Source organism: Planotetraspora sp. A-T 1434, from assembly GCF_025420585.1.
Taxonomy (GTDB): Bacteria; Actinomycetota; Actinomycetes; order Streptosporangiales; family Streptosporangiaceae; genus JAOEGB01.
In genome coordinates this window covers 1-1,282 of the sequence record NZ_JAOEGB010000072.1, presented here as the reverse complement: position 1 = coordinate 1,282, position 1,282 = coordinate 1, and the positions used below count along the sequence as shown (strand labels likewise).

At 74.7% G+C, this 1,282-nt stretch carries 1 protein-coding gene; it reads right to left on the bottom strand.

What is annotated here, in order from left to right:
- On the bottom strand, positions 1-1,167 hold a 1,167-nt coding region (locus tag N5079_RS34985; RefSeq protein ID WP_261588517.1), incomplete at its 3' end, for a DUF222 domain-containing protein.
- Positions 1,168-1,282: the final 115 nt, after the last annotated feature.

Genomic DNA, 1,282 nt, shown 5'->3' with positions numbered 1-1,282 from the left:
GGAGGTGCGGGCCAGCCGGTGCACGTCGGAGATCGGCAGCAGTTGCCCGGTCGCGATCAGCAGCCCGGGCGCGAGCCGGTCGGGGTGGTGCCCACACCTCCCACACGCCGCATCCCCCACCCTCTCACCCGCCCCCACCCCCTCACCCGCCCCCACCCCCTCACCCGCCCCCACCCCCGCGCCGCCAGCGTCCGCACCCCCCGCCGCGCTCGGGTCTGCACCCGTCTCCGCGCTCGTGTCCGCGCGGTCGCCCCCGCTGGGGTCGTCGTCCAGGCCGCCGTGGCGGTCAGCGTCGTCGTCGGTGCGGGCCGCGCCTGAGTCGGCGCGGTCGCCGCCGTTGGGGTCGGCAGCGCGGTGGGCGGTGGGGTCAGTGGCCGGGGTGCTGTGATCGAAGCCGGCGGGGTTGTCCGGGGTGGGGTTGGTGGGGGTGGGGTCGGCGGGGAGGGATTCGGCGCGGACCAGGACCAGCAGTTCGGTGCTGACCTTCTTGCTCAACAACGCGGCCAGCGCGTCAGCCTGGCGGACCCGCAGCGGCCGGTCATTGTCTTTGCCTTTGGGGCGGGCGTAGGCGGCCAGGAACTCTCGCAGCCGGGCGGCCGCCTCACGCGGCAGCCGGAACTCTCCCTCCACCCCGCCGGTGGAGGAGGGGCGGACCAGCAGGAACCGCGCCGCGTAATCGGCATCCGCCTCATCATCCAGGCTGCCGGGGTCGAGCAGCTCGCGCAGGTACCGTCCGGCTTTGGCGATCTCGGCCGGGGTGGCGTGGTCGGCCAGGTCCACCAGGATCTGCTCCACCAGCGCGACCTGCTCATCGGTCAGCCGGGAGGTGACCTGGGTGATCGCATCAACCGACCCCTCGGGCAGGGTGCCGGCCGCGAACCGGCCCCGCACCACAGGCAGCCGGGCCAGCTCCGTGGCCAGCCGGAGCAGCCGCGACGCCCCCGCACCGGTCATCCCCGCCGCGCCGCGCAGCCACGTCCCGGTCGAGGCATACCCGACGCTCTTGGCTTCCCCGGTGGCGTGGACCCGGCCCACCCGCGCGGCGATCGCCGAGATCAACCGGTCCCGCGCGTACAGCAACTCCTCGGCCTCGGCCAGGCACACCGCGGTGGTGTCGGGAAGGTCGGCCACCGCCAGCCGGGACGCCAGCTCCCGCAACTCGGACACCAGCACCTCCGACCCCACCGGGTGACCGCCAGCCCCTTCACCACCAGACCCTTCACCGCCGAAGGAGGCACCGGCAGAGGACGCGCCGCCAAGACGGGCAAAAGGGACGCCGCCA